The 22,817-nt window shown below is 42.6% G+C and carries 24 protein-coding genes; 14 read left to right on the plus strand and 10 right to left on the minus strand.

What is annotated here, in order from left to right; all coding sequences use genetic code 11:
* Positions 1-354: 354 nt before the first annotated feature.
* The 6 genes from UXI14_RS06510 (at position 355) to UXI14_RS06535 (ending at position 4,668) form a co-directional block, all read left to right on the plus strand.
* Entirely contained in the window at positions 355-1,194 is an 840-nt protein-coding gene (locus tag UXI14_RS06510) for an RteC domain-containing protein (RefSeq protein ID WP_335965430.1), read from the plus strand.
* Between the two features lie 303 nt (positions 1,195-1,497).
* Positions 1,498-1,752, plus strand: coding sequence for a helix-turn-helix domain-containing protein (locus tag UXI14_RS06515; RefSeq protein ID WP_335965431.1), 255 nt, complete (start codon positions 1,498-1,500; stop codon positions 1,750-1,752).
* Positions 1,749-2,423 (plus strand): hypothetical protein, encoded by a 675-nt coding sequence (locus UXI14_RS06520; protein ID WP_335965432.1) that lies wholly within the window; start codon positions 1,749-1,751, stop codon positions 2,421-2,423. The genes UXI14_RS06515 and UXI14_RS06520 overlap by 4 nt, the downstream gene beginning before the upstream one ends.
* Positions 2,407-3,105: an ATPase gene (locus UXI14_RS06525; protein ID WP_335965433.1), complete on the plus strand. Its 699-nt coding sequence runs from the start codon at positions 2,407-2,409 to the stop codon at positions 3,103-3,105. Before UXI14_RS06520 ends, UXI14_RS06525 begins: the two co-directional genes overlap by 17 nt.
* Complete coding sequence (locus tag UXI14_RS06530) at positions 3,102-4,220, plus strand: hypothetical protein (protein ID WP_335965434.1); 1,119 nt, start codon at positions 3,102-3,104, stop codon at positions 4,218-4,220. The genes UXI14_RS06525 and UXI14_RS06530 overlap by 4 nt, the downstream gene beginning before the upstream one ends.
* A 160-nt stretch (positions 4,221-4,380) precedes the next feature.
* A complete protein-coding gene (locus tag UXI14_RS06535) occupies positions 4,381-4,668 on the plus strand; it encodes a helix-turn-helix transcriptional regulator (RefSeq protein ID WP_335965435.1) in 288 nt (95 codons plus the stop codon).
* Between the two features lie 366 nt (positions 4,669-5,034).
* On the opposite strand, the gene UXI14_RS06540 is transcribed toward UXI14_RS06535, so the two are convergent.
* From UXI14_RS06540 to UXI14_RS06550, 3 genes are all read right to left on the minus strand, one after another.
* Positions 5,035-5,298 carry a hypothetical protein gene (locus tag UXI14_RS06540; RefSeq protein ID WP_335965436.1) on the minus strand — a complete coding sequence of 88 codons (264 nt, stop codon included), beginning with the start codon at positions 5,296-5,298 and terminating at the stop codon, positions 5,035-5,037.
* Positions 5,299-5,355: 57 nt separating this feature from the next.
* On the minus strand, positions 5,356-6,078 hold the full coding sequence (locus tag UXI14_RS06545) for an SOS response-associated peptidase (protein ID WP_335965437.1): 723 nt from the start codon (positions 6,076-6,078) through the stop codon (positions 5,356-5,358).
* A 215-nt stretch (positions 6,079-6,293) separates the two neighbouring features.
* Positions 6,294-6,986: an N-acetylmuramoyl-L-alanine amidase gene (locus tag UXI14_RS06550; protein WP_335965438.1), complete on the minus strand. Its 693-nt coding sequence runs from the start codon at positions 6,984-6,986 to the stop codon at positions 6,294-6,296.
* Positions 6,987-7,158: 172 nt separating this feature from the next.
* On the opposite strand from UXI14_RS06550, the gene UXI14_RS06555 reads away from it, so the two are divergent.
* The 8 genes from UXI14_RS06555 to UXI14_RS06590 are packed head-to-tail and all read left to right on the plus strand — an operon-like array spanning position 7,159 to position 13,979.
* Complete coding sequence (locus tag UXI14_RS06555; RefSeq protein ID WP_225605852.1) at positions 7,159-7,452, plus strand: hypothetical protein; 294 nt, start codon at positions 7,159-7,161, stop codon at positions 7,450-7,452.
* Positions 7,453-7,488: 36 nt separating this feature from the next.
* Positions 7,489-7,779 carry a hypothetical protein gene (locus tag UXI14_RS06560; RefSeq protein ID WP_335965439.1) on the plus strand — a complete coding sequence of 97 codons (291 nt, stop codon included), beginning with the start codon at positions 7,489-7,491 and terminating at the stop codon, positions 7,777-7,779.
* Positions 7,754-10,180 carry a TraG family conjugative transposon ATPase gene (locus UXI14_RS06565; RefSeq protein ID WP_335965440.1) on the plus strand — a complete coding sequence of 809 codons (2,427 nt, stop codon included), beginning with the start codon at positions 7,754-7,756 and terminating at the stop codon, positions 10,178-10,180. Before UXI14_RS06560 ends, UXI14_RS06565 begins: the two co-directional genes overlap by 26 nt.
* Positions 10,167-10,772: a conjugal transfer protein gene (locus UXI14_RS06570; protein ID WP_335965441.1), complete on the plus strand. Its 606-nt coding sequence runs from the start codon at positions 10,167-10,169 to the stop codon at positions 10,770-10,772. The genes UXI14_RS06565 and UXI14_RS06570 overlap by 14 nt, the downstream gene beginning before the upstream one ends.
* 11 nt (positions 10,773-10,783) lie before the next feature.
* Positions 10,784-11,608 carry a hypothetical protein gene (locus UXI14_RS06575; RefSeq protein WP_335965442.1) on the plus strand — a complete coding sequence of 275 codons (825 nt, stop codon included), beginning with the start codon at positions 10,784-10,786 and terminating at the stop codon, positions 11,606-11,608.
* 28 nt (positions 11,609-11,636) lie between these two features.
* Complete coding sequence (locus UXI14_RS06580; RefSeq protein WP_335965443.1) at positions 11,637-12,254, plus strand: conjugal transfer protein TraK; 618 nt, start codon at positions 11,637-11,639, stop codon at positions 12,252-12,254.
* 7 nt (positions 12,255-12,261) lie between these two features.
* Positions 12,262-13,176: a conjugative transposon protein TraM gene (traM, locus tag UXI14_RS06585; RefSeq protein ID WP_335965444.1), complete on the plus strand. Its 915-nt coding sequence runs from the start codon at positions 12,262-12,264 to the stop codon at positions 13,174-13,176.
* Positions 13,173-13,979: a DUF4138 domain-containing protein gene (locus UXI14_RS06590; RefSeq protein WP_335965445.1), complete on the plus strand. Its 807-nt coding sequence runs from the start codon at positions 13,173-13,175 to the stop codon at positions 13,977-13,979. Before traM ends, UXI14_RS06590 begins: the two co-directional genes overlap by 4 nt.
* 145 nt (positions 13,980-14,124) lie before the next feature.
* Here the strand turns inward: UXI14_RS06590 and UXI14_RS06595 are convergent, their stop codons facing one another.
* The 7 genes from UXI14_RS06595 to mobB form a co-directional block, all read right to left on the minus strand.
* The gene (locus tag UXI14_RS06595; RefSeq protein WP_335965446.1) at positions 14,125-15,972 is read right to left on the minus strand and encodes a DUF3732 domain-containing protein; all 1,848 of its coding nucleotides are present in this window, start codon (positions 15,970-15,972) and stop codon (positions 14,125-14,127) included.
* Positions 15,969-16,409 (minus strand): three component ABC system middle component, encoded by a 441-nt coding sequence (locus UXI14_RS06600; protein ID WP_335965447.1) that lies wholly within the window; start codon positions 16,407-16,409, stop codon positions 15,969-15,971. The genes UXI14_RS06595 and UXI14_RS06600 overlap by 4 nt, the downstream gene beginning before the upstream one ends.
* On the minus strand, positions 16,406-17,623 hold the full coding sequence (locus tag UXI14_RS06605; protein ID WP_335965448.1) for an ABC-three component system protein: 1,218 nt from the start codon (positions 17,621-17,623) through the stop codon (positions 16,406-16,408). Before UXI14_RS06605 ends, UXI14_RS06600 begins: the two co-directional genes overlap by 4 nt.
* Before the next feature lie 105 nt (positions 17,624-17,728).
* The gene (locus tag UXI14_RS06610) at positions 17,729-18,721 is read right to left on the minus strand and encodes a hypothetical protein (protein WP_335965449.1); all 993 of its coding nucleotides are present in this window, start codon (positions 18,719-18,721) and stop codon (positions 17,729-17,731) included.
* A gap of 4 nt (positions 18,722-18,725) precedes the next feature.
* A complete protein-coding gene (locus tag UXI14_RS06615; protein ID WP_335965450.1) occupies positions 18,726-19,760 on the minus strand; it encodes a DUF262 domain-containing protein in 1,035 nt (344 codons plus the stop codon).
* 404 nt (positions 19,761-20,164) lie between these two features.
* A complete protein-coding gene (locus tag UXI14_RS06620; protein ID WP_335965451.1) occupies positions 20,165-21,784 on the minus strand; it encodes a type IV secretion system DNA-binding domain-containing protein in 1,620 nt (539 codons plus the stop codon).
* Between the two features lie 5 nt (positions 21,785-21,789).
* Positions 21,790-22,815, minus strand: coding sequence for a MobB family relaxase (gene mobB, locus UXI14_RS06625; protein ID WP_335965452.1), 1,026 nt, complete (start codon positions 22,813-22,815; stop codon positions 21,790-21,792).
* Between the last annotated feature and the right edge of the window lie 2 nt (positions 22,816-22,817).

Raw genomic sequence — 22,817 nt, forward strand, 5'->3', positions numbered from 1 at the left:
GCGGTTAAAATAAAAAATTTTTGAAAATATTTTTAACAAGAAAAATCTGCTTTTTTAACAAAATGGGCTCTAAAACGTAAAAAAACTTATCTGTAAGGGATTTTTTTGACCCCATCATGTCCTTGATGCACAAAACATTATGGATTTTATTTAGTTTGAAACCGTGCGATTTGATACCAATTCGTTCAGCAATTCAAATTTGTACAACTGATTTGGTACAAAATGGACCTATTTGAAGGATATCTAGCAGAAAAGTTCCCTGAATACGAATTTGATGTAAAGTGCCCTCCCCTTGATGATATGGCTAAGGGGGGAACACCATACGTTTTTGGAGACTACTAAAGATTACCTATAATGAAATATCAAAAACTGCTATCGGAATTTGAGGGCCAGTTGGAGGCCTTGGAAAGTGGAAATGGCGACATCCTGTACAAAGCGGAGAAGGGAATTGTACTGGTGGAGAGGTGCATCCGAAAACTGCAAAAGCAGATCGTTGGCCAGGATTTTGAGACACAGGCCGACGAAATCTATTTTTTTAAGCACGTAAAGCCCCAGATCTTTAGCAAGCTCATCTATTACATCAGGCTCTTTAGCATTGAGAGCAAACGGCCACGGGGTAAGGATGTGGCCCAAGTAAAATACCTACAGCAACAGATCGATAAACTGCAAACCTTCTTCAACGACAACTTGGAATTCTATAACTATTACCGACGTGGGGCGATGTCCATGGACGAGCAGTATTTTGTCCGGGGCAACCGCGATCTGCGAATGCCCTTGGAATCCTTCCACTTTTTGATCGATGACCAGTTCTCCACCTGTCAGGACGGCACGGTGGCCACCATCATGGCCTATGACATGCTCATCGTGTACCTGAGAAAGGAAGTGGACGACCTCAATAACAATATGGAACCTACAAAGAACACACCCATGGAAAAACCATCAAAACTTTTTTGGACGGGGAGCAAGACCGATCTCATCGAGCTCCTTTATGCCCTACATACCAGCAAATGTATCAACGGCGGTACAGTGGACATCAAGGAAATGGCCTCCCATTTCGAATATTTCTACAACGTTGACCTGGGCAATTACTACCACACTTTTATCGATATCCGTTCCCGTAAGAGCAGCCGGACAAGGTTCCTGGATAGGCTCATCGAGATGCTCAACCAGCGGATGGAATCCCTGGAAGAATAGCCCTTGAATTTTTCCCAAGTTGGTACCAACTTGGGAATTTTGGTTTTCGGGGGTTTTGGCACCCCTTTTTTGCGATTTTGAAGCTTTTTTGGACCTCGCAAAAATCCAAATGGCCCTAAATCGATACAAATCTTATGATAAAAAAATCTTTCCCAAGTTGGTACCAACTTGGGAATTTTTTCCAAAAAGCTTTTTGAGTTTTGTGATCGAACCCGGATAAAAGGCTTAGGGCTGAACAGGTCCATTGTCTATCCCTAAAAACACAAGATTATGGCGGCAACGATCATTACCACGGAAGACCTGATGGAGTTCAAAGAGGAACTCTTGGAGGAGTTCAAGAAATTGATGGTGGAACACACCCATCCAAAACCCAAAAACTGGCTACGATCAAGCGATATCCGAAAACGATTTGAGATAAGTCCCAGTACCCTGCACAGTCTGCGCAGCAAGGATATCATTCCCAGCTACAAAGTAGGGGGACTTGTTTTTTACGACGCAGAGGAGATCGACCAAATTATTCTGGACAACAAGGTGGAACCCATGGACGGTACGGTATGAACTATATCAAGCACCTTAATGCGGCCTTGGTCGAAATTTATGGGGACGAGCGTTTGTGTCCCGGCCATATCAGTTTGTACCTGGCCTTGTTTTTTTATTGGAATATGTTTCGGTTTCCAGAGGAATTTCCAGTCAATCGCAAGGAATTGATGAAGATGGCCAAGATCGGTTCCAAGTCCACCTACCATCGGTTAATGAAACAATTGGATACGATGGGCTATATCGACTATTCCCCATCAAATAGCCCAACACGTTCGAGTAAGGTTGGACTGTCCCAAAATTGGGACAAGAGCGGTACGGTCATGGAACGGAGCCGTTCCATTTTTGGGACCTACTGTCCCAGCAGTGTACCGGACACCTTTTATAAGAAAACAGACCAAACGAACAAACGCTCTTTGGGAGCAAAGCCCAGAAGCCAATTGGAAGTCCTCAATTTTTTTAAGGAAAATGGATATGGCAAAGAAGAGGCCCAGCGATTCTTCAATCATTATCAAGCCATTGGATGGAAGATAGGGGGCAAGATTTCCATTGTGGATTGGAAGGCAGCGGCGCACAATTGGATGATCAAGGCTGATGAAATAAAAAATGCAATGGGCGCTTCCAAAACACAGGAAAGAAACCGCGACCATTTGATGGTCGAAACACAAAAGGACTATGGGCAACCCCTCTAAGATAACGGAAGGAGGCGTGGTCTATTCCCTGGGAGAATTCGACGGGAAGCAGGTCGAATATGACTTTTCCAAGGTACTGACCTATATGGATGCCAAAGGGAAAATGCTGTTCGGAAGAAATTTCAGGCTCTATCCCGAGGATCATGAAGTCCTGTTGAAGCTGTGCAATTACATGGTCCGGGACCAGGACAGTTGTCAAAAACTGGGCATTGATCCCGATAAGGGCATCCTTCTTTCGGGTCCCGTGGGCTGTGGCAAGACCACCCTGATGAAACTGATCAGGCATATCACCCCGCACTATAGGCCCTATGAGGTCATACCGGCCAGGAACATTGTCTTTGGGTTCAACCATGTCGGCCATCGCATCATCGAAGACTATGGCAATGGCCGGTATTTCTGTTTTGATGACATCGGGGTGGAACAGATGGGGCGACATTTCGGGAAGGATTGCAATGTCATCGGGGAAATCTTGCTGTCCCGCCATGAGCTGTTCTTGGAATCGGGCCTTCGAACGCACGCCACCACAAATCTTAACGCCGAGGAACTGGAGGAGCGCTATGGCAAGCGGGTACGGAGCCGTATGCGGGAACTGTTCAATTTGGTGGCCTTTGACCAAAATGCCCAGGACAAACGGGGTACAAAAAACACTGAAAAAAATAAAATCAAAACTCGACAATCATGAGAATAGCAACGATGAACATCCAAAACCTTTTTCACAGGGACCTCTCCTTTTTACGGCAAAATGCTTCCAAGAACCTTCAGGATTGGATGGAGGAATTTCAGTCCCTTTTGAAAAACCCCAACAAACAGCACCAAGAATTGGGGCGGATGCGCGAGTTGGCCTTTTTGATGGGTTTTAGCCCACAGGCCACCGAACCCTTTTTAACCCTACGAAGAAAAGGGGGACACCTTTACGTAAAGCCCTTGGGCGGGGAACGTCAGACCAGGGCCACGGAACGGGTCGGTTGGAACGGTTGGGTGGAGCTCCGCACCTATCCCTTGGATGAGAAACACCGAAGTTCCAAAGTGGAGTGTATTGCTGAGGCCGATCCGGATATTTTGGTATTGCAGGAAGTGGAGGATAGGGCCTCCCTATCGGATTTCAACAGGGATTATTTGGGGCCAAAATTGGGAGGTGCCTTTGAACAGTGGCTGTTCACGGAAGGTAATGACAATAGGGGACTGGGCCATGCCATTTTGACCAGAAACGGCTATCGAATCGTCGGGTTCCAACCCCATGCCCATGAACGTGACCAAGAAGGGAAGGACCTTTTTGAAATGGACTGCCCGGAATATACCGTAGTGACCCCGACCGGGGATGAGCTGACCATCATCAGTACAAGATTCTCGGAGGATAGTAGAGATGTGGACTACAGTGCGAAGCGGAAGGAACAGGCTAGTCGGCTAGACTCTTACTGCAATCGTTTATTCGATCAGGGCAAGGATAGGATTGTCATATGCGGAACCTTAGGTGAGGTTTCGTATGGAAATAGCTTAAGACCATTATTGGCGGACAGGATGGTCAGGGATATTACTGAGCATGTAGCCTTTGAAGTAACCGGTGATAAGGACTCACATAGAATGTCCAACTATGACCCACACTCGGGCTGGTTGGCCAAACATGACTATCTATTGAGCTCTTCAGTATTGTATAACAGCATAAACAACTGTGGGGTTCACTTTCCAAGGGTAGAACAGAAAGCCCATATTTCAAAGTTGGCCCCTTTCAAAATCAATGTAATGAATAAACCCATATTAGCACCTCCGCTGTTATGGGGTGACTATGATTTGGGATGAGCTAAACAGGAAATAGTTGAAAGGTCAACCTTCCCGCCGTGTTGACGAACCCACGGTTTGTATTAATTTCTGATACTAAAAAATGACATAATAGAACTTAACCAGAAAATGTCGCTTATTTACAACAAAAATGATATTATTGTCGTTAATAAGCGACATTATGAATTCTAGAAAAGCAATACTTCTTCCTAAATATAAAAAGATATTTGATGGGATAGGAGAAAATATCAAACTTGCGCGAAAGCGCAGAAAATTGACGGCCAAACAGGTTGCGGAACGCGCCGGGATTCATCGCGCTACCTTGCACCGTGTAGAAAAAGGCGACCCAACTGTGGCCATAGGGATCTATTTCAATATTCTGAAGGTATTAAATCTCGAAAGTGATTTTTCAAAAATAGCAGCGAATGATGCATTCGGTCGTAAACTACAAGATTTAGATTTACTTTAGGCAATGGTCCAGGAAAATTTGATATTTACGTCCATGCCGATCGGATAGGATTAAACTGATTCAGAAATCATTTAAAATGGTGACTTCAAAAAATAGATCATACTGTTCTCTCTATTGAATGGATACTAGAAATTTTTATCGGGAAATCAAATCTTTTCAGATTTTCCAATTTCACGGTGACATTAATTTCTTGCAACCTTTGAAGGTCTTCGGAAAGGGGGTTAATTTCGTCCAAATTGTTCTTCGATGATTGGATGATGCATTCAATTTCTAACCCATCTATCCTTTCTAAAATCACCAATTCGTCCATAAAGAATTCGATATATCTAGCATCCATTTTATGGCTTGAGGGTTGAACTTCTAAAATTACGATTTTATCAATTCCCACCCATCCCTGGGCAACATTTCGAACTGTTCCACTTTCATAAGCTTTAGGATATAGCCAGATGGATATCGATGGCACAAAAATATACAGTCATCGTTGGCCTCAAGGTAGAATCCTTCCATGCTAATGGGGCGCTGTTCCACCTTCATTTGTTCCAAGGCGATTTCATACCGGTACGCCCCGATTTCACGCATCAAAATCTTGATGGCCTTTTTGTCCGAATTCCTGTACTTGATATGCTTCATTGGATATAATCCCAAAATTAGGATTTATTCCAATACATAGTCAATTGTGTTGATAAGTTAAAACAGACTGCCCTGTTCGTTGATTTCCGGATAATCCCTCCTTTCTATAGCCAGCTTATTGTTGGTGTCAATCCCTCTTTTGTATAAATCGCGTGAGACCGGGTAGGCTTCGATCTCTTTGGTGGTAAATGCGGATTTCATAAGTTCCTTGATACCTGGTTCATGAAGATCGGAAAGGAGCCAATCCTCTTCCCAGTGTTCGTCCAAGATCAATGGCTGCCTTTTCTTTTCATTGTGGATATGCTCGAACTGCTCATTGGCCGGCATGGTTATGATGGTACAGCTATAGAGGTCGTCATCCAGCTCGGAGTAGAGTCCTGCAAAGGCAAAAAGGGAATCATCCTTATAGTGGCAAAAATAGGGATAGGATACTTTGTTGACGTGGTGTGGTTCATGGAACCCATCGGCTACGATTAGACAGCGCTTGTCGTGTATGGAGTGCTTGTAGGTATTGCTGGAAAAAACCGTTTCACTTTTGGCGTTGAGGGTATTGTACCTTTTATGGAATGCGTCGGGGTCATCCATCCCAAAGGGGGGAACATAGCCCCACATAGCAGGAAACAGTTCATCGGGGTATTCCATGGGCACGATATACAGGTTACCATGGGTAAAACCGTTCATATGATAGTAAGGGGTATACTCCAGTTCTATTTGAAGTCTTGCCCTGAACCTTTCTTCGACTTCTTCCTTGGTCTTCCGTAATGTGGTAGAGTAGCACATGACATAAAGATAAATTATTTAAGGTCATTTTGATTTTTAAGGGCGGAGAAATTTCACCTCTAAAGAACACCATAAGTTAAATCGCCTATATCCCAAAGCATTTAGTATTCTTTGGATTTTATCCTTTGTTCCGAAATTGGTTCACTTCATTTATAATGAAGTTTATCCATGCGGACAAGAGCTGCCTCAATATTTTGGTCATGGCCAATAACAGTTCAGTCATAATGGAATGTTTTGATCAATGATTCTATAATGGCCAAGGCGATGGCGCACTGATTTTCCGTTCTCTCTGTATATTCAGCTTCCACGGCATTGGAGATAAAACCCGTTTCCAAGAGGAGGGAGGGGCAGTGCCCATGGTTATCACGTAGCACTTGAAAGTTGGCATATTTGATACCACGATCATAGATACCCAATCGATGCTGTAACTGGTCGCCCAAATAGGTGGCCATAAGAGTAGTTTTCGGATTGACCTGCCCATGGAACAAAAAGATTTCAAAGCCTTGGGCTTTCTTATTTGGGGCTTGGTTGCAATGGATGGACACAAAAACATCTGCTCGAAGTGCCTTGGCCAACCGGGCCCGATCACCCAAGGAGACCAAGGTATCGGTATAGCGGGTCAAATAGATTTCCAAACTGTCCTGAAACAGGCCCTGGTTCAATAACAAGCATTGTTTGGCGATTTCCAAGACCACATCCTTTTCCAGAATCCCATTGGTTCCAATGGCTCCGGAATCGGGACCTCCGTGGCCAGGGTCTATTACCACAATGGGCTTTTGGGCCATTGCTGTTGAACAGCAAACGAACATTACTAGGGTGCACAGGTACAATTTCATATCAGAGCATTGTTGTTTGAACAATTTCCAGCGAACTCCTGATTTTGGTGCCAATACTTCAATAATTAACACCTTCAAGTGTTAAAAAATGTGATTTCTAAAGCTTTTTCTTCATATCACTGGAAATTCCACATCGGAAATCCCATTGGGCGATACAACCAGCTCTAGGGTCATTTCAATCAATCATCACAAACAGGTTCCATTCCCATAGTATGGGGTGGGGCCCATCAAAAAACGAACGGTCATGAAAAACTTTAAAAAATCAGTAGTACTTGCTCTTGGACTTCTTATCTCCCAGACCAGCTATCCCCAAATCGGGGGAATCGAAGATTCCGTTGCGGACATCTCGGATACCATCCGGGCCATTTTCCCCATCATCCTGGGTGTCATCTTCCTCATAGGCTTTCTTTTTAATGCGGGCCATTTCTTTGGGGAGAACGCCGACCTCAAAAAGGGGATTACCCGTGTCCTGGTCTTTGTGCTCATTGCCGGGGCGGTCGTTGGGATCTTTACCTATCTCATCGGTATTGTCGTCTAAGCCACAAGCGACTTTTTTAGTCAACAACAAGATGATATGAAACAGTATAGTGTTTATCGAAACATCCGTGTCCGTGCCTTGATCTTTGGATTGCCCGTGGCTTTTTTTGCCCTCCAGATGATGGCCGTTGTGGGCTCCCTCATAGCGGTCATCTTCTCCTTTAATTTAATCCTCCTCATTGTGATGGGCATTGGCAATACAGTGCTCTATGGCATATTGCTCAAATTGGTCCAAGAACCAAGACTGCTACAAATAGAGGTTTCATTTCCCCAGCTTGTCTCCAACAAAAAAATAACTCCTTATGAATACTGCGATGAACTTTCATGAAAGCTATCCCATCGTGGATATCGAACAGAACAGGGTATTGGCCAACAATGGGAATATCGCCTATGCCTACCGAGTGGAACTTCCCGAAATCTATTCATTGTCCGAGGCAGATTTCGAAGAGCTGCACGGCCACTGGTTCCAAGCCTTGAAATCCTTACCTGTGGGTACTATGATCCACAAGCAGGATATTTACCAAAAAGTATCTTATGATGCCGGTCAACTGCCCGGAAGTTCCTTTTTGGCAAAGGCCACAAGGAACCATTTTGAGGGCAGGGAACACCTTTCCCATAAATCCCTGATCTTTTTTATCTGGCCCAAGAACAGGGCCATCAATAGCTCCGGGCTGATCAATCCCTTTGCCAAGGTGCCCAAAAAGTTGCCGCAGACCCTTGGGGAACAAGCGGAAGAGTTCGGCAAAGCGGTCAGGGATGCGGTTGGATATCTCAACAATTCCCCAAAACTAAAACTATTGCCGTTCAACCAGGCCGCTATGATCCAATATACGGATGCCTATTTCAATGGGTTTAACGAAGGATTCGATACGGACATGGTATTGGAAAAGGACAGGGTCCAGGTCGGCGAGCATCGGTTTGGGGCCATGGCCGTGAACAATGAAGCTTGTTTTGGGGATACTGTGCAGACCAGCCGGCCCAACGAACAATATACCGCAGATGGGTTTTTGTTCCACCAAGGTTTTATCGATGGGTTCGGGCTCACCTTTCCTGGAAATCATATCGTCAACCAGATCATCCATTTGGATGATAGGCACAGATGGCGCAAATTGCTTGAAAAACGGTTGGAGGAACTCTCCAAGAGCAGCAATTTCGGTTCCCGGAACAAACTGCTTTACGATAGGGTATCGGATACCCTTTCCAAGCTCAACCAAGATGATTCATCATTGATCATCAGGGGCCAATTGAACGTGCTTTGCTGGGCAAAGAGTGAAAAGGGTTTGGATCGATCATTATCGGAACTCACCGCCCGTTTCAAGGAACTGGATATTCAACCGTACTGTCCGGTGGGCAGGTCACGTATCCATTATGTACTCAACAGCTATCCCTTGTTTTCCTCCAATTTTGCGGATACCGACCTTTATGTCACCGACCTAAAACATGCCCTCTGTTTATGGATTAATGCCACGAATTATCGCTCGGATAAAAAGGGAATCATTTTCAATGACCGTCTGGAAAACATTCCAGTGATCAAGGATGTTTGGGACGAGGGAAAGTTTCGGATCAAGGCCCGCAACTTTGCCATATTCGCCCCCACGGGAGAAGGTAAGTCCTTTTTGGCCAACAACATCCTTAGGCAGTATTATGAGCAGGACGTGCGGCTAGTGATCATTGATCTGGGCGGCAGTTACGCCAAGTTTGCCCAGTTGTATCCAGATGAGCATATCATCTTGAAATACGAACCCGGTAAAAACCTCGGCATCAATCCCTTTTATAAAACCCCAGGCGACGGTGTCGCCGCAGATTGGTTGGAGGACCTGACCAACTTCTTGATGGAACTTTATGCTCCTGATGATACTATGGGCAAGGCACAGCGGGTCGCCCTGAAGAAAATCCTTCGTTCCTACTATGAAAAAATTGAAGAAGGTCATTCCCTGGAAGGGCTGTATACTTACATTCAAAAACACCAAAATACGGTATTGGAAGCCTTGGGCATTGACCCGAGCTATTTCAATCCGACTAATTTTTTGCACATCCTCTCCGAATATGTGGGCGATGGTATTTACAGCTTTCTTTTTAAGGTCGGGGAGGACCGATCCCACCGATTGGAAGACAAGCGGCTGATCATATTCGAGCTGGACGAGGTCAGGGACAACCGTGAGGTCTTGTCCGTGATGCTCAAGCTGATCAAGTCTGCCATCCAACGGACCATTTGGAAAAACCGAAGCGAGCGGGGCATCATCCTCTTCGATGAATTTGCCAAACAGCTCAAGTTTCCCAATGTTCTGGAGAGCGTGGAGTTTTACTATCAAGCCATCAGAAAACAGAACGGCGCCATTGGCATTGTATTGCAGTCCATCAACCAATTGCCAGAGAACCATACCTCTGCCACCATTCTCGAGAACACCCAGGTCATCTATAGCCTGCGGAACGAAAAGGGCTATGATGCGCTCCGGCAACGCCTCAATTTGAGCGCCCACGACCTGAACCAGCTCCGGTCCATCAAGAACGATTTGAAGGGCGAACGCAAGTACACGGAGATCTTTATCAAGATTGGGTCAGAGAGCAATATCTACCGCTTGGAAGTGCCCCCAGAGGCCTATGCCGCCTACCTCACCGACGGTACCGAAAATCAGGCCATTATGGCGCTTTATGAAAAGGTCCATAATATGGAGTTGGCCATCCAAGCATTCATCCATCAGAAAAAACTGCAACATGAAAACAATTAAAAACCAAACGCTAAAGAAAAGGACCTTGCCAATGGTGGTAGCCCTGACCCTCCTGCTTTTATCGCCCGGCCGTGCTACGGCCCAGGGGATGCCGGTGTACGATAATACCAACTTTATATCCTTGGCCAAACAGCTGGTTGAATCCGCAAAGCAGACAACGGAATTATTAAAGATGGTAGAGCAGCTCAATGCGGTCCGGGAGAAGATAGAAAAGGTAAACAATGCGGTGAGGCAGTACCAAGCGGTCCGGGACATTACCCTCAACAACGAACAACTCTTTGAGATGGCCCGGGACGATTTGAGGGAAGTCTTGAACTCCCCTTATATCCATGGCGATGAAGTCGAGATTATATCAAATGCCTTCAACGGTATCATGGAACATTCCCTGGACCAATTGGATTTTATGGGGCAGGTGCTCAGCAATGACTTTTTGAACATGACAGACGCAGAACGGCTGGACATATTGGAGGCCCAACGGGTGGAATCCCGAAAAATGTTGGCCGATATCAAGCATCGGAAAAAACGGTATGACATGATCATTTCCTTTCGGAAGATGCAGGCCTTGATCAAGGACAGGAAACCCAACTATTAAACTAGAGCGATATGGGACTTGAATATGTAGATGCGGTCTTCCAGACCATCAAGGACAGCAGTTTTGCCACCTACACCATTGGTGGGATGAAGGCCTTGGCCATACTGTTCTTTTTGGTCAATATCATCAAAAAGTATTATGAGGGCGGAGCGATGCGCACAGGACTCACTTGGGGACTGACGCCTAGCGATCTGATTCGGAATTTTGCGGTCGTATTGGTGGTGTTGTTCTCAACAGAAGTGTTGGGCGCCTTTGACACCATTTTAGTGGCCATTGAGAGCCAATATAGGGATACGGCACCTGAACTATTGCCACTTGCCCTTCAGGAAGTGGAAGTCGAGGAGGAGACAGGTCTCTTGGATGCGGCCACCAAGGCCATGGGCCTATTGTACGAATGGCTGGCCACACCCTTGATAGGTTTAAGGACCCTGGCTTGGGCCGGGAGTTTGGTGCTTTGGGTGTTGGATCTGTTCATCTATCCGCTCTTTTTGGCCGAACGTTATTTTATCCTTGGGGTGATGCAGGCCTTTTTCCCCTTGGTCATTAGTATGGCGGTCTTTGAGAAGTTCAGGGAAATGGGCTATCGCTTCTTTCGCTTGTATGCGGCGGTGTATATGATCGTTCCCGCCTTCTTTTTGGTCAATGTCTTTGTCAATGCACTGTATCAGGAAATCACGGACAATTTTTGGCCCAATCTGTTCGGTACGGACTTTGGCAGCGAGCTGTTCGCCCCCCTAATCGAACTGGCTGGGATAGGGTTTATCGTACTGCTGAAGTTCAAACTCTATAAACGGGCGACGACCTTCACCTTCCGGCTTTTTGCGGGGGGAGCCTAAGGCACATTCATTTTTAAAATAAACCGATATGAAAAAAGTATATAAAAACATCACTGATGTCCTTCGTTTGAACCGTTTTATTGTTCTGGCAGTGGTCGTTCTCTGTCTATTGACAAGCGGCATTTCGATGGGACTGCTGTACCACTATCAGGAAAAACTTTTGAACACTGCCTTTGCAATTGCTTCAGATGGTACTGTAATGCCATTGCAACTGGTGAGCCAGCAGGAAAAAAGGGAGGTCGAGGCTTTGGCCCATATCGACCTGTTCCATCGGCTTTTTTACGGCATAGATGACAGCAATTATCGTGACCATCTGGATAAGGCCCTATGGTTGGGGGATGCTTCGGTGGATGCCGTCTACCGACAAAAAAAGTCGGATGGGGTCTATAACCGTCTGTTGCAGTTTTCCTTACGGCAAGAGGTTGTCCAAGTGGACATTGAACTGGACTTGGACAATGAGCCTTATCGTTTTAGGGCGAGGACCATATTTGAGGTCCATCGGGGAGCGGTCATGGACCGCTACCAATTGGTTACCTCAGGCGAACTCATTGTAGTGGGCAGGAACTTTCCACACAATCCACACGGACTGTTGATTACCGATTTCTTCGAGGATTCCCTTCGCAAACTGGAACCACAAACCAAATAATATCATTATGAAACTGGATAGAAACAAATTGTTGTTTATAGGTCTGCTTGTTAGCATTTGTGGGTTTATCATGCTCTATGCACTGCAGTTGGGGGAACCTTCAAAAGATGAGGAGATAATACAACCAAGGGTGCCGGAACTGGCAGAGGAACCAGAAGAGTTCAGCTCAAAACTGGAGGCCGTTGACGCCATCAAGGACGAACGCGAACGGACAAAGCCCAGTCTGTACGGGGAAGAGTATATCGATTCCATCGGGGCATATGACCCGGAATTACAGGAGAAACAGCGCCAGCGTATCGTGGACAGCATCTATAGGGAGGGGCGTATTGATTATGAGGCGGGTACCTACCGAAAGCCTAAATCAAAAACCCAACCTATCGTGGAGAATAAAACGGAAAACTCCGACCCAAAACAAGAATCAAAACCCATTGATTTTTCAAAGGTCCATACCGCTTTTTTTGGCTCCAGACCAATACAAAAAGATAGTGTTCATCCTCCCGTTGCCATTAGGGCCGTAGTTAACGGTGAGCAACGGGTAAGGGCCAAAAACCGTCTGGAACTGCGGCTAAAGGAGGACATGGATATCAATGGCAGGCATTTTACACGAAACACCCTGCTCTATGGATTTGTCTCCTTTCGGGCCAATCGGGTGTTTGTCGCCATTGACCATATCGGCCAGTACTCGGTCCGTTTGAAGGCCTACGATATAATGGATGGGGGAGAGGGCATCTATGTGGAGAACAGTTATCGCGAAGAAGCAAAACGTGAGGTGCTGGACGATGCCATTCAGGATATCAGCCTTCCGGGCATGCCCCAATTGGGAGGCATCAAACAGGTATTCCGACGCTCCAATCGTACCGTGCGCGTGACCGTGCATGATGGTTATCAACTCATACTCAAATCAGAAAATCTTACCCTATGAAAATACATCCATATTTATTGATACTTTTTTTGTCCACTAATGCGGCCTATGGGCAATCAGACACGCTATATGTCAATGATACCCATATGTTGTCCCTTATATTCCCAAAGCCGATATCAAGGGCTGTCACTGGGCATTCCAATTATACGCTGGGATATAATCAAGAAACCCCGGAACGGGTAGGACTTTTACAGGGGAACTCAGGTGCTGACAGCAATCTGTTGGTATTGACCCAGGATGGATTGGCGTATTCCTATTATCTGGTCTATCGAAAACAGTTTAAGGAAAGCCATAGAGTCGTAGTCATAAATGAGGCTATTGGGAATGTTCTGCCCAAAAAACATTTGGATGATATGGCCCAAAAGGAAAAAGGAAGGTCTCGAAGCGTCCCACTATCGGACAGTCTTCAATACCGAAAGGCCAGCCGCTATTTTTTGGAACACAACTCCAAGGTACTCAAATCCAAACGTAAGAACGGAATCATTCTTCGACTGTGGGAAATGTGCTATTTTGGAAAGGAAACCTATGTTGTCCTGGAAATCGAAAACAAATCCAAGATTGGTTTTGAAGTTAATTATATACAGATCTTTAAAGAGCAAGGCAGCGGAAGTAAAAAATCTTCCTATCAAAAAATATTGTTGAATACCCTCTATGGGCACCGTATACCTACTATGGTTCCAGCTGCAAAAAAACAAAAGTTTGTATATGTGGTTCCCAAAGTTACCTTGGGCAGCCGTGAAAATTTATTGGTGGAGCTTCGAGAAAAGCGAGGTGATAGAGAAATGGTTGTTCGGTCAAATTAATGTGCCTTTATTCACATGATGATTTTATGAATTTAGCGATGTCCTAAAAGGGGTAAGGCTACAGTTTCGTTGCGTAAAAACCCATTAGGATTTTCCACGAGGAAAGTCAGAAAAAATGAACTATAGCCGGCTTAAGGGTATGTTTTTATTCAAGAAATGATGCAGGAATTAGAGCATTTCCATCGCGGAATTCTTCAACGATATTGATGTTTTTTAACCCTGAAACTGTTTCAACTGGAACATGTTCTAAAACAATCATCTGAAAACTTCCTTCATTCTCCACTCTCGTGGTTATAAAATTGTTTAGCAACTCAAACGCTTTTCTGATTTTGTAATCATCACTTTCAGGAGCATCCGTTTTTCTTTTTCCATTGGTTCCATAATATGGTCTACTCGGCTGATCTATAATTAAGAACGGTGCAACAAATGGTGACCGATTTTGAAATATGACCTCATGCATCGCAAGAGAGAAGAATAAATGAAGAAACATATGATTTGAACTACTTCCTACATTTTCTATGTATGATGTTTTCGGCTTTCGTAATAGTAGGGCTTTGTTTTTATAGTCAAATACAGGTTGATAAGTTGAGTAATTTGCTAACGCTTTATCAGATTCTGCTATATAATCGCTAATAATTTCCTCAACTAGCTTTATTGTTAATTCTCGTTTTTCTTCTGTATTTGTAATTATCAGTTGTTCTATTTCTTCTTTTAAACCTGCAATTTCTTCATCATATGATGTTATCACTGACACAGGGTTAGTTGAAAAGATTTCGAGTTTAGATTTCATTTGGCCTAAGAAGAAATACTTTTCTTTTTCATTTTCAAAACTCTTGTTGTCTTTAGGAAACAGGTCTAATTTCGATTTAATTATTTCAAGTTCAGCCTCTAAGTCCTTAACGTTATCCTTAACCTGTCGGTCTATAGGAGTATTTGTTTGATATATCTGGCGAATAGTTTTTAGGTCTTTCGTATATGAAGTCACAAGTTCTTCAAAAATTGACGTTTTTATAATTTCAGAATCTTTTTCTCTTAGAAACTCAATTGGCTTGAGACTATCATTTAGATTCTTTACAGAATTTTTGTATTTATTGTACTCAGAAGAGAACCGTTTTAGGTTGCGAATTTTTCTTTGTAGAGAATAGAAAGATGATTCTAATTTTTCTCTTTCTGAATTTGTAGTTGGTTCGGTTTCAAACCCCTGAATTGCTTTATCAAGCTCAAAAGTTACTTCTTCAGTTTTAGTCTCATCCGAAACTACGTTATACTCCTTGGCTTTTCGCAAGATTTCAACGCGCTCATTGTTAAAGTCAGTCGTTTTTGATGCTAGCGCCTTATTCTTTCTAATGAGTTTTGCCAGTTGTTTTTCTAAATCAGCTTTTTTCTCACTTTTAAGAATGTTTTCAACGGTTTCTATACCTAATGCAAGGTCGAATATGCGTGGAAGAGCTTCTTTATATCTAATTTCATTTTGTTTATCGAAAAACACACCTTCATCATTTTCGATAATATTCCCTGATATGGTGTTAAACATTAAAAAATATCGAAGTGAAATTTTAGTGCCTGATTTAATGTAGTTACTTCCATAGGTTGTTGGGAACTTTGCATCTCTATCTATTTTAAATTCAGTTTCTAGAATTGCTTTTATGGCGGTTTCAGAATTATTTGACTCTACTACAAGAGGTATCTCACCCAAAGATGAAAAATAGTATTTGTCGGAAACTTTGCCTTCAATAAGAGCTTCCCGCGCAATAGTGTATTTTTTGTCATTAACCGAAATGTTAATGCCGTACCACAAAACATTTTCGTTAATCATGCTCTCTGAAATCCTAGATTTACTTGAGAAAAAACAGTAATCAACTATTTCAAGAATAGCACTTTTCCCTGTGTGACTCCCACCAGTAATAATATTGACTTTATTTGGTTCGAAATCAACCTCTCTTATTTTACCATTCTTGAGCCATAAGACTATCTTATTTATTGTAAAATTCATATTTGAATTCTTAAGTTTAAGTAAAGGGTTCTATCACATCCTTTTAATATTGTTGAAACATTATTGGAAGCTTGGAATATCTTTTTCGCTCTTGTTCCCATTTTTGTATCATATTCAATTGGCATTGTAGTGTATAGAATACCTTTATCCAGCCGTGCATAGCCCATTTCAGTTAAGTATTGAATTGATGAAAATGTTAGTGTTAATGCATCATAATACCTAGCGTTGAAGTTTGAGAAATAACTCGTTTTCTCAGCGATCAATTTTTCAATACTTGGCACTTTAGTAGTTGCCCGAGCCAAGTAATACAAGCTCTCTTTATGAGTAATAAAGGGCATTACTAAAGTTGCCTTGGCTACAGATAATTCTTTGCTAATAGTAAGCACAGCACCTATGGCTATGGCACCCACACCAATGTTGTTATAGTCTATCTTCATTTTTTATGCTTTTCCCAATCCTTTCTCCAACCTATTACTGGTTCGTCTGAGAGTGAATAAAAATTTCCATGGCATAAATCAATATCAAGTTCTTGCTCCGCTAGCTTAAGTCTTTCTTTTAAGACAGATCTTAGAAGTTCAACACCCTTCTTATTGTAGTCTTCTTCATTTATGTTTTCTACATGCTGTATGCGAAATTCCGTGTCCCATAAATTAAAGGCATCCTTTTTAAAGCGCTCTAATTCTAATTCCGTGACATTGCCATCACGTTTCCATTCATCAAGGTTATTTATGAGTTTGAGCTTAAAGAGGGTTAACTTGGTTATATAATCTGAATCACAACTTTTTACAAAACCAATTTCCTCCAGTTGTTTGATGAAGACCTGTTCTTCCAAATTATTTGGAAGAGCTCCTTTATATTCTTGTACATCTAAAGAGCCATTTCGGTAAAGGTCAAATTGACGTCTAAATTTTTTATATAAATCCTCGAACGTGATCTCAATTTTAACACCCTCCTTGACTTGCAAGAAGTTGTCTGACCTAATACTCGAATCTATAGTACTGAAGGCCTTTTCAATTTTTTCCTGAGGAATCATTTTGGATTTAATAGCCTCTTTGCATTTGGTAATGATATCGTCATCATCCAAGTGAAAAAACGTGTTAAGTAAAAATTGTTCCAAAACCAGCTCATCAAGACTTAATACATCCTTGATGTAACCTTTTAAATCTTCGTTCTTGGTGTTTTTTTCAAGAGACAGGAAATGGGTGCGGATTTCATTAATCTTTTTTGTTCCACTCTGAAGATGACTTATTATTTTGACAATTTCGTTTGACTTATTGGATGATTTATTACTTGCCAAAACAAAACTTGTCTTTTCAATAAAGTTAAGCTGGGCTTGTTTTGTACTTCTTGCATCATTTGTATCACAAATTACTTTTGACCAGTTGGAGAACGTTTTCCACATATCTAAATCTGAGGTAGTAAGATTTGCTATATCACCCTTCGAATTTTTCTTTACGGTATGCTTTAACTGATATAGGACTTGAAGATTGTTGCCCAAATCAGTGTGTACATCATCTATAACTTCCAACCCAACAGATTCATTTGGTTTTAATAGGAGAACCTTCCACAGGAAAAAATAATACTGGTAATCAAAACCTATAGATTTTGATTCTGCAGCAGTTTTTTCGATATGTGTTTTATTGTTACTCATATTTCTTTATAGTTACAGATCAATATTATTGAATAAGTCCTAACCGTTTGGCTATGCGTAGTATCCCGAAAGCTATTGCGTATAGGTGTTGTTGGCACAGTATTTTTATATTTTAAATTCATTAATACTTAAATCAATTAATTCTGGAAACACTCTCAAAAATGTATCAGTTTTATAGAAGGTTATTTTAGAAATGTCTCCAATATCAACGAGTTTGTGTTTTAGAAGTACACCAAAAAAGACTTGGTAAAGTGAAAGAGTCATTGGAAAACCAATTTTATTTAAATGATCTAGTTCGTTGTCAATGCACTCGAAAATTGTCTTTAATTCCTTATTCAGTTTTCTTGTTTGCCACGTACTTAACTGATTCTTAATTAAGGCAAATAGGTTGTCTACTACTCGACTGTGATCTTTTGGAGATATCTCTTTTGGAATTTTACCCTTTTCGAAACTGTCTCGAATGAACTCAAGAATTTTGATTTTAATATCTATTTCGGGCCATTTGTAACTCGTAATGTTCTTATTAACATCCTTTGCGCTTAGAGCAATCATATCCAATTGTTCAACTGATGCCTTCAATTGCGATGCAAGTCTTAACACTTTCCAATCAATATTCTTGCTCTTGTAGGCAAGGTCATGAGTTGTCACTGACCAAGCATGCTCAAAGGCACTACGGATTTGTATCTCGAAGCTTATATCGTAAATATCTTGATTTACCTTGCTGTTTGGTGGTTTGAGCTTACCAATAAATCTGGTTGAATCAAATCTGAAAGTGTCAAAATTTTTGAAAGCACTTCCTTTTTTCCGAAGGTTTATTTCGATAAAAGCACTCTTTAAAAATTCGATTACACCTTCTTCATAGCTCAAATTAGGAACTATTACTGTGCACGCGACAAAATCATCAATGTTAACCCATGAAGAATACCTTCCAGTTTCAATTTTTTCACTTATTGAATCTAACTTTTTGATTCTCGATGTATACGCGAACAAATGCTTTTTAGCGTAGTTCATCAAAGTCTGATCAAGGGAATCTTGAATAAACTGAAAATATGGTAGATACAACTTGTATTTTGTAGATATTCTCGAATCTAGTATCATACAGCTAAAATTCAATTTGACCCAGTAGAATCTTAATCAAGATATTTTCCCTTTCCTTCCTTGCAAGCGTTCTATTAGATGCAACTCTAGCATACTCATAGTATGATTGAATATCGTTATTCGACTCCTCTGTAACCTCATGGTTTACAAAGGCAATTAGTCTATCTTTAATGACAGTCAGTTCAGGAAGTTCATCTCTTAGGGTTAAAACGTGAACTGCTCCAACCAGAGAATAAAAATCAGCTTGATTCTTTAATCTTGATCTTGTGAGAATGTTGTCAGGATCATCTGAAACAATGGCATTAACAGTATTAATTATATCTTTAAAGGATTCCGTTATTTTATCTTTTTCTTCCCAATCATCGTCTCGGTTTCCAAAAGCAATATCCAGTTCATTTGTATTAAAGCCTTTTGGTTCTCCTTCAAGCCTTAGCAAGATTTGTGCAGTGAGTTCTACATCCTTCATTTGAGAACGACTTCTCTTGGCAATTTGTGGGAAGTTCACTGGTAGTTTATGATTCAACCATTCAGTTAGTTCTTCTGAAGCAGTAATAAAATCTCCTGAATATTTAGCATGCCTTAATTCCTGTGAAGTAAGCTTTGCTACGTTTCGGTTAATTCTATCGAATATATTATTGATTATACTTTCATTGTTTGTTGGAAGGTATTCTACAGAAAAAGTGTAACTCCAAAATTTATTCTTCAAATCACTAGAAAACTCTTGGAAGTATGAGCCCCTCAAGTCTTCAATAGGACAGTTCTCCGACACAGGAAACTCATTATTAATAAATGAGAATATACAAGTTAAACGTTGCTTGCCATCCACAACATTATATGTTGTTACCCCAGCTGGACTGATTTCCTCATAAAGAAAAATTGTTGGCGCTGGATAGTCTAATAGAAGTGTCTCGATAAAATAGTCTCTGAATGTCTGCGTCCAAACGCTCCTTCTCTGATAAGGAGGGTCAAGGTCAAGCAGTTCTCTATTATATAAATCATTAAACCATGCAATTGTCTGAAAATTTTGTCTTCTATTCATTCAGTGTTTTTTATTGTGCCCAACATAGAAATATAGATCATATGATTTATATTTCTTTTTTTTTGGAACAAAGATGTAATCCAAAGAATTTCGGGTGTTAAATAATTCAACCCCAAGTTTCATCGTTTTTGAACGTTTATAAATGTAGGAATTTTACATTTATGAAAAATAGGGTTATCGGTGAAAGGAGGGAATAGTGGTCAATCTGCCCTGAAAAATCAAACTTCGATATAGTGATAATAAAGGGTCTAAATGTTAAACCAATTACGTGTACTGAAAAAGTAACTTCCTTATTATCGGCGAACTTGTTTTAGAGCAAAAGTTAAATAAAACGATGGGATGTAAGCTACTTTCCAAGCGGAAACGTCTATAGATAACAGAGATGATTAAGACTACTAAAGCTCTTATTTTGTAAACAAACCTTTGACCTCCAAATGTATCCGATGAAAATTGGCAGCTATTTCAGGGCTGTCGGAAGTATAGGTTGGCTCTGGTATATCCCGCTCGGCCTTGGGCACCGGAAACCGCACCTTTCTGTCCTTTCCATCAGAAAATGCGATGAATTCCCCCTGCCGCAACCGAAAGAACTCTTCGGACCGCACCTTGCCCACCTCCCGTTCGATATTGGTAATCCGGGTATCAGAAGCCATAAAATCCGTTTTCTTGCTCACACTGCGAATGGGCTTTTTGACCAATTCGAAAAACCGTTCGTAATAGTAGGCGGTATCCGGATCATTGGCCTTCCCAAAAAACTGATAGGACAGGTTGGAGAGAATGGCCCGACTGGCTTTGTCCCCGTACATCATATCGTTTTGGGCCTTGTCCTGCATTACATATACTGTTGTAATGTCATAGCTACGCAAGGTGGCCGGGATACGGTGCATATTGAGCAACCGAATGGTCGGGGCCTCTTCCATCAATACAAAGGAAGAACGTTGCCCCCGAAGGCTCATCTGTTTGATAACGGTATGGAGAATAGTAGCGATGATGGGGGAGTAGGCGGTTTCAAATTTGGGATGGTTCACAATAGAAAGTATTGCAGGGTTTTTGGGATTATTGATGTCCAGGTCCACTTCATCGGCAGAAAGGGCCATAAATATGCGTTGGGTCGATATTTTCTTAAGAGCATTGGCCAATGTGGAAAGTACCCCGGCGGTCTGCCGTTCGGAAGCCCTACCTGCTATAAAGGCATCGGCCATCGCCTTGGCCACGAGATCTTGGCTCAGCCATTGAATCAAGTGTTCAGGCTCCAACAATTGGTATACGGCAATTAGGTGGGACAGGGTACAGTATTTGGGATGATGCGTGCGAAGCATCCAGATCAAACCTCCGAGCAGCCCCTCGACGGCATCGTTGAAGAACTTTGAGGAGCCTTGGGCAACGAACTCGCGCTGTTCAAGCAGGTTTTCCAGTAGGACCCGGGAGACTTCGTTCACACTTTCCTCATCTGGTAGGTAACGGGGCGCAATGGGATTCACCCGTTTGTGGATAGTATCAAAGGACACAATATGAAAAGGAATGGCTTGGTCACGGAATAGGGGATAGGCCAGTTCGGTAATCTCAAAATGTTTATAGTCGTGGATGACCCCGCAAAAGCTATGCTTCTGAAAATGCCGCAACAAGGCATAGACCACGGATTCGGTTTTCCCACTTCCTGCAGAACCTATAATGGAAATCCCCCGCCGAATATTTTTAAGGGTCAGGGTACCGCTTCGAAGAGGGAGCCGAGCTTGGTATTTCGAGGGTATTGTAGCTTCATCATCATGAATATAAAACAACAATCCAATAAGCATATTTAGAAATACCGAAGGAAGGAGGGCATACAATAATAAGGGTACTATAATGCCCCATCCCAAGAAGTAAACAAACAAGGCCCCTTCCAATAGAAACAGCCCTGATACCATCAGAACACCACATCGGTGGACATATTGAAAGAGTAGCATGCCCAATCCCAAAGGAAGGAAAAGCAGCCACCAATAGCTGGTAAAAAATGCATCTAGATGATTAAGTAATTCCAAAGACATAGGGGTCAGATTTCAATGGAACTGGCCTTTCGGACTAGGGCAGCGGCCTTTTGCAAACGTGCCAGGGTCTTTCGGGCCATGGCCACCTTACTGGTCGGAATGTTGGGCAAGGGTATTTTGGCCCCGGTCTTGGACAGTAATTTGAAGGCAACAGCCCTTTTGGAGGCGGGTAACCCCATCACTTTGGAGAAATAGGCCTTGGGGTCTTTGTCCAAGGTCTTTCGGGCATTGTAGGATTCCACATAGTTCCGGTTGTATTTGAACATCCGGTCAAAGGTCTTTTCAGCCTTCTCGAAAAACTCATCCCTTCGGAATCCCCGTTTCACGGTCTGTCCATGGAGCTTGGCCTCGGATTCCCGATAACTGCTTCCGGGGGACAAACTGTAGGTGTTGGTGACATCCTTGCGGCTCATCACGATGTGTACGTGCGTTTGGGAACCCGGTTTTTGCATCCCCTCTGTGATGGGCTTTCCATCCAATTTATGTGGCATCTGTTTGTAGAGCCGATTGATATCCTGTTGGATGTGCTTGGGATTCCCTTGCAGGGCGCCACGTTTGACCTTGGCTAGGTCGTTTTGGAGTTTTGCGATTTGTGCTTTGTAGGGGCGGTTTTCCCGGATTTCACGGTCCCGTCCGGAATAGGTCCGTTCCTTTTCGATTTTGGCAAAATACTTCAACTGCTCCACTTGAACGGGCTCCTTGCGGTAGAAGGAAGCTGCATAATCCTTCATGACTTCCCGGACATAGGCTTTAAGCTTTTCGGGGTCATTTTGGATGGCGGCGAGTTCCCGCTGACTAGGATTGATGGTCAGAGAGTAGAACTTGGGCTCGCTTTGTTTGAGGCGGTCGGTATTTGCATCGATTTCCTGGACCACGGTCTTGGGATCGATGTGGTCTTGTTGCTGGTTAAAAAAAGGTTCCTGTTGTTCGGGGGCAAGTGCCTTGTTTTCCTTTTCCAGATAGTCCACAAAGTCTGCTGCACTTTGGGAAAAGGTCTCGCCGAGATGTTGTCGTGTGATGGTGATGTACATAG

The organism is Galbibacter sp. PAP.153, from assembly GCF_037029175.1.
Classification (GTDB): domain Bacteria; phylum Bacteroidota; class Bacteroidia; order Flavobacteriales; family Flavobacteriaceae; genus Galbibacter; species Galbibacter pacificus.